We start from the raw sequence: 6146 nt of genomic DNA on the forward strand, positions 1-6146 counted from the left end.
AATAACCTCACTTGACCAAGAAGCAAGGCATTTTTTACAATGGGGAAGGCGATGGGGTTCGCCGTCTCTTCCTTCATCAGAGAAAACCGCAGGCGGTGCTGCTGCTGATAACTCCTGCAACCTATCTAGGGTCTGGAGGTGTACTATGGCACTTAGTCTTGCGGAGTTGATGATTCTCTGCCTTCTTGTTGAATATCTATTACAGCGTATCCATGTTCCCCCACTCATTGGGATGTTGGCGATAGGGATGGTTCTGGGGCCACAGGTATTGGGATTGCTCGATCCAGACCTGATACGGATTGGCTCAGACCTCCGTATGATTGCCCTCATCGTGATACTGTTGCGTGCTGGGTTGGAGCTCTCGCGAGAAAGTCTGCATAAGGTGGGGCTTCAAGCAGTACTGCTTGCTTTCCTTCCTGCACTTTTTGAGGCAGCACTCATTATTGCCCTTGCTCCTTCACTGCTCTCAGTAAGCAGGGGGGAGAGTGTACTGCTCGCATGTGTCCTAGCGGCAGTCTCTCCAGCGGTGGTGGTGCCGATGATGGTCCAGTTAATCAAGGAGGGCAGGGGCACCAAGAAGGCTATCCCGACTTTGGTGTTGGCTGGCGCAAGTTTGGATGATGTAACGGTCATTGTTGCCTACAGTATCGCCATCTCTCTTTATCTGGGTGATGCAGTGAATATTTCCTGGATGATTGCTTCCATTCCCTTGTCTTTGGTTTTTGCAATCATGGTGGGATATCTGATTGCCCGATTCCTGATCAAGGTATTCGAGCGGTACAATCCCCGTGCAACCAAACGGACAATGGCACTCTTGGCAATCGCCATCGCCCTAGTCCACATTGGAGACCTCCTGGAAGCTAAGCATATTCCTTTCGCAGCCCTTTTGGCGGTAATGGCTATTGGGTTCATTATTTTGGAAAAGAGGGAGTCGATGGCTCACGAATTATCCAGCAAACTGGGGAAAATCTGGGTATTTGCCCAGATAGTGCTCTTTGCGATGGTAGGAGCCCAAGTTGATCTCCATGCTGCGAAAGAAGCAGGATTGGCTTCAATCTTACTAATTCTTGTTGCATTGGTAGGGCGTTCAGTGGGTACCTATCTCTGTACACTTGGCTCTGGTTTCAATTTCAAAGAAAAACTGTTCATTGTCATCTCCTACCTCCCCAAGGCTACGGTACAGGCGGCAATCGGGTCTGCACCCTTGGCAGCGATGAGTGAGCGTGGTATGGATACCCGACCAGGTCAGATCATCTTGGCCGTTGCAGTTATGAGTATCCTCATCACGGCTCCCCTTGGTGCATTTGCAATCAGCTGGGGTGGTGATCATCTGCTTTCAGTGGATGAAACACGTGGATCGAGCTCCCATGCTATGGAAGCGAGTGAAGCTGAGTATGATTTGTTGAAGGATTGATCATAAAGGGAGCTGCAATCCAAATGCTTGTGGGTGTGGTTACAAGCAAATACATTGCAGCCCGGAAGAAGGGTACATCACACGGATGGCTGGTAGCGATTGGGAGATATGAAGCTACCAGAAGACCATCCTGTATTTCCTTTGTACAACGGGTTCTATGGGAAGTCAAGAGTGATGTCGATCTTTCTGATGGGCTCGGTGCCCAGAGCTTTCAATTACATGCTTGCGGTATTGAAAGGAAAAGGGAACCTACCAGACGGTAGGCTCCCTTAAGCATCTCCTAGGGGAATTGAACCCCTGTTGTCGGGATGAAAACCCGATGTCCTAACCACTAGACGAAGGAGACAAAACAAGCATGTTAAAAACAGAGGCAAGATGAGCCGCACAGGATTCGGACCTGTGACCCACGCCTTAAAAGGGCGTTGCTCTACCAGCTGAGCTAGCGGCCCTTGCAACGTAATGGACTATACCAGAGAGCTCAAAAGGGTGTCAACTACTTGAGATGAATTATTGCTACATCAAGTGTGCTCCCCGATTGCTCTCTGTTGATACGGTGTTCCTGCCTTCAAACATTACGAATCGGATGGCGACCTCAAGCATACAACGCTGATGCGATTACCACCGCAACAATGGAGATAAGCGTATCCAAAGACAGGGTATTGTCTACATAATCAGATTCACCTTTCTCATCAGTGCGCATATAGATTGATATGATAAACGGTGGGGGTGTAAGGAACATCGTCATCAGCGCAACTTGGTACATTTTGTCCATTCCCAACAAGGAATCGACAACCAACACATTAAGAAGGAGTGCAAAAAGGATAAGCAACACCCTTCTTGCAAGGATTGTCTTCAGCGATTTTCCTATCAATTCTTTCCTGATGTGGATTCCGTATCCGATGGTAATTGCAATGAGGGGAACCGTTAATCGGGCAAGTAGGTCAATCGTTTCAGCGAGCGTATCCCAAATGGGAGAACTCGGGACTTGTGGAGCAATGAAACTGGTTGCAAGACCAGCCAAAATTGCAAGTATTACCGGACTGGTGAGAATTCTTCTCAGCAAGTCACTGCCTTTTGCTGTCCCATCACGATGCTTGATCAGCAATGCCATCAAAACAGTAAAAACAAAAATCACTTGCCCAAGATCGACTAATGCAATCTTTCCAAGGTGTGCTTCCCCTTGGAATGATACGAACACTGCATACCCAAACATTCCCATTTCAAATCCAGTCATCATCAAGGCAAAGTAGGGACTGTGTATCTTCAGGAGCTTTCCAATATAGTGACCTAAAATCACCATGATCAGACACACGGCAAAAATGAGGACCACTAAAATTAGATAGCGACTTTCCAGTTCTATTGCCGAAAAGGCTTGAAACAGCAAAGCAGGCAATGCCAGGTCGGATACGATTCTTTTTACGTGTGACAGTGATTCGGTGGAAAAGAAATTGGTGCGCTGGAGCGCATAACCCAACAAGAAAAGTAGTAATAGTGGTACGACTGGGAGAAGTTGTTCAATCATTGATTTCCTCTTTCAGCAATAATGATGGTTGTTGCCAATAAGTATAAAGGCTAATGATCCAAATCGCTAGTGGTAATGGCGGTCTTTGGGCAGTAGGTAAAGCGAGTATGCTTGTTCCATAATCTCCAGGGTTACCTCTTCCTTTCCTTCCCAGTCGGCGATTACCTGTGCAAGGGTACAACAGAGTTTTGCTCTCCTGAGACTTCTCTGGGTATGGGCCATCACTTTGCTGTAACGGGGGAACAAATGCGCTATGCCTTCCTGTTTCCGCACCGATTGCAGAGAACGAACATGTTCCATGGCTTCCATGTCAACATGAAATGCTTGGACAGATCCCGCCAGTAATGGCTCCGGTTCCAGGGCGATTGCGATGGCGAAACGGTCAAGCAATGGCCAGCCGACTTGTCCCCAGAATTGGTCAATCTGGGCATTTGTACAGCGACAAATTCCATTCGGGTTGCCCAGATTAGCACAACGGCATCCGTTCATAGCCGCTACTAAGGTACATTGAAGTGGATAATCCCCAATTTTGCATGTGTCCAGCAACTGTGAAAGTGCAGTTCTCACTTTTGGTTTCTGGTCGGAAAGTTCATCCACGAGCAGCGCACCTCCATGAGCCAGGCTTGCCCAAGGAGGGTTCCCAGAGAGTAGTCTCTGCTGGCTCATTCCCGTCTCCAGCCTCAATAGCGGAGATTCTATTTTTTTTCTCCCATGAATTGCCCAGACTTCTTGTGCCCGTTCTCCCTTAAGGGGAGGTAGCAACTGTTTGGTCCTGTTCAACAACAGGCTTTTTCCACTTCCAGGCGGTCCATAAAACAAGAGCGGCAACTCTCCAGCTACTGCGTAGCAAAGAGCTTGCTTAGCTTCATACAATCCAAGGATGCCAGAAAAAGGATCTCCCTTCAGCGTATGTTCCTTGCTGGCCATCCTGTTTGGTGCCTCATGTCCTGGATGACGTAACGCAAATCTCCAGAGTTGACTGAGAGCTGAGGCAATGGAGGGACACGGAATGCAGTATTCATGGATGGGGGAGATGTTTTCTCCACTCAAAATCAATGCAATTCCAGCTTCAGTGCACAACTGTGTCAGTTCTTTCTCTAGAGGTGGGGGACTTGTCAGGGTGCCTGATAAATCAATGGTTCCATAGAGCAGGATGGAATGGCTACTCAATGCCATAAGATTTTTTTCTATACACAGCATGGCAAGCAGAACCGGTGCTATGATGTTATCGATGGATGCGTGGGGCGGCACTTGTATTGAAAGACGGGGAAGTGGACCTTGATAGTAAGCCCTCAATTCCTGCTTCAATCGAGATGCTTTGGCCTCACTGATCCCATGGATGGTAAAGCTGGATGTAGTTGTTGCCACCTGTACTCGGAGCAGGGTGCCTGTAAAACCGGTTCGTTGATATCCGTATATTTGCATACCCAGTAAGGGCAATCATCAGGAACTCTGCTTCATGATGTAGCGGAAATGACGCATTTGTAGTCGATAGGCAAAGATAAGGAGGATGGCTGCTGCTATCCACGCCATTGGGCTGGAAAGGATAATCCCTCTATATCCCAACAGTCCTGGGAGTGTGAAGGCAGCCAGCGCGCGAAACAACAGTTCCTGGAGGGAAGAGAGCATGGGGATCAACCCTGAGCCAAGCCCTTGGCTGGTGTTACGGAGAACGAAGATGAGCCCAAGGGGGATAAAAAAATATGAAATAAGGGAGAGGTATTGGTTGGTTTGTTCGATAACACGGCTCTGTGAGGCATCAATGAAGAGCATGGCGAGAGAATCGCCTGCAAAGTACACCAGAAGAAACGCTGCAAGACTGAAGAGAACGTTCAGCATAAGAGCACTTTTCAGACCTTGAGAGATTCTAAAGAGGTAGCCTCCTCCCAGATTCTGTGCGCTGTAGGTAGCCATGGCAAGGCCAAGGGTCATCAACGGCTGGGTAACCAGTTGCTCAATTCGTGTTCCGACCGAATACGCTGCAACGGTATCACTTCCAAAGGTGTTGATGACTGACTGCACGATCATGACACCGATTGCACAGACCGAGAACTGGAGCGCACTGGGCAAACCGATGCGCAACAGCCTTGCAATCATGGGCCAGTCAATATTCCAATCTTCTCTCTTGAGGTGCAGGATCGGGTAATGCCTATGTATATAGAAAAGACAGAGCAAGGCGGAGATTCCTTGACTGGAGACTGTGGCAAGCGCCACTCCTTTTACCCCCAACTCCAGGATGATGACAGAAACAAGGTCTCCAATGATGTTCAGCACACTTGCTATCAATAAGAAGTAGAGAGGGGATCTGCTGTCGCCCAATGCCCGGAGTATTGCCGCCAGCAGGTTGTAATAGATGGTGGCAATGATGCCCAGGTAGAGAATAACCAGATAGTCATGTGCATCCTGTATGATATTCTCTGGGGTATTGAGTGCTTCCAACAGTGTTCGGGTGGAAGCTATAGCAAGAAAAGAAACAAGTACAGAGAGGAATAGCGCCGAGAGAATGCTCATGGCAACAGCTTTTCGCATGCTTCTCTCATCCTTTGCCCCGAATTTCTGGCTGATGATTACTGAAAATCCTGCATTCAAGCCGATAACGAACCCAAGGACAAAAAATGTGATCGGTCCGGTAGAGCCAACTGCTGCCAATGCCTGAACACCGATAAATCTGCCAACTACAAAGGTATCCACCATCGTATAGAATTGTTGAAAAAGATTGCCTCCAAGAATGGGAAGCATAAAAAAGAAAATCAACCGAAGAGGATTGCCCCTGGTCATATCTTGTTGCATTGGAACGATGCTCCTTCGAAGGGGCATCGTATCGCCAACAAAAGGTTTGGGCAAGTATCTCAAGAAAGATATTTTTTCTCACATGATTTTCCCAAAGCTACTGGACAGTAAAAGGGAAGTCCTGTATAGTCACTTCTTGTCGGCCTACGCCGGCCGCCGGGAAAGCTTCGCAGGGAGCTTTGGGGAAAAGGCCCGAAAGGCCTTGACTGACAGGCGGCAAATCGGGTAAGTTGACCGAGCGCCACCCGGGAGGGGGGCGGGAAGATTTATGAAAGCAGAGCGCAGGGAAGAGATGAGAACAGGAAGGAAGCAACCCTAGGTGGGGCTTCCCAGTCAATTCACAAGAATGAAGAACGATAGTGTAACAAGCTACGTTCGTGCGAGAATTACAGGGAAAACTTACAAGCAATGCAAGCCGGG

The 6146-nt window shown here is 48.3% G+C and carries 5 protein-coding genes, 2 tRNA genes and 1 riboswitch; of the genes, 2 read left to right on the top strand and 5 right to left on the bottom strand.

Annotation, left to right across the window (positions count from 1 at the left end; genetic code table 11):
- Positions 1–38 precede the first annotated feature (38 nt).
- Positions 39–124, top strand: a riboswitch (Fluoride riboswitch).
- 21 nt (positions 125–145) lie between these two features.
- Both DYP60_RS11275 and DYP60_RS14450 read left to right on the top strand, forming a co-directional pair.
- Positions 146–1414: a cation:proton antiporter gene (locus DYP60_RS11275; protein ID WP_117331118.1), complete on the top strand. Its 1269-nt coding sequence runs from the start codon at positions 146–148 to the stop codon at positions 1412–1414.
- A gap of 35 nt (positions 1415–1449) precedes the next feature.
- Complete coding sequence (locus DYP60_RS14450; RefSeq protein ID WP_206363135.1) at positions 1450–1677, top strand: hypothetical protein; 228 nt, start codon at positions 1450–1452, stop codon at positions 1675–1677.
- Positions 1678–1688: 11 nt separating this feature from the next.
- Here DYP60_RS14450 and DYP60_RS11285 read toward each other — a convergent pair.
- From DYP60_RS11285 to DYP60_RS11305, 5 genes are all read right to left on the bottom strand, one after another.
- Positions 1689–1760, bottom strand: a tRNA-Glu gene (locus tag DYP60_RS11285).
- A gap of 30 nt (positions 1761–1790) precedes the next feature.
- Positions 1791–1863 (bottom strand) — tRNA-Lys (locus DYP60_RS11290).
- A gap of 143 nt (positions 1864–2006) precedes the next feature.
- Complete coding sequence (locus DYP60_RS11295; protein WP_117331120.1) at positions 2007–2936, bottom strand: AEC family transporter; 930 nt, start codon at positions 2934–2936, stop codon at positions 2007–2009.
- A gap of 66 nt (positions 2937–3002) precedes the next feature.
- Positions 3003–4361, bottom strand: coding sequence for an ATP-binding protein (locus DYP60_RS11300; protein ID WP_117331121.1), 1359 nt, complete (start codon positions 4359–4361; stop codon positions 3003–3005).
- Positions 4362–4379: 18 nt separating this feature from the next.
- On the bottom strand, positions 4380–5726 hold the full coding sequence (locus tag DYP60_RS11305; protein ID WP_117331122.1) for an MATE family efflux transporter: 1347 nt from the start codon (positions 5724–5726) through the stop codon (positions 4380–4382).
- Between the last annotated feature and the right edge of the window lie 420 nt (positions 5727–6146).

Origin of the sequence: Sphaerochaeta halotolerans (assembly GCF_003429665.1) — a bacterium.
GTDB classification, from domain to species: domain Bacteria; phylum Spirochaetota; class Spirochaetia; order Sphaerochaetales; family Sphaerochaetaceae; genus Sphaerochaeta; species Sphaerochaeta halotolerans.

What these genes read in the sequence shown, in the direction of transcription:
- DYP60_RS11300 (WP_117331121.1), bottom strand. Translation starts at nt 4,361, where the DNA reads ATGCAAATATACGGATATCAACGAACCGGTTTTACAGGCACCCTGCTC.
- DYP60_RS11295 (WP_117331120.1), bottom strand. Translation starts at nt 2,936, where the DNA reads ATGATTGAACAACTTCTCCCAGTCGTACCACTATTACTACTTTTCTTG.
- DYP60_RS11305 (WP_117331122.1), bottom strand. Translation starts at nt 5,726, where the DNA reads ATGCAACAAGATATGACCAGGGGCAATCCTCTTCGGTTGATTTTCTTT.
- DYP60_RS11275 (WP_117331118.1), top strand. Translation starts at nt 146, where the DNA reads ATGGCACTTAGTCTTGCGGAGTTGATGATTCTCTGCCTTCTTGTTGAA.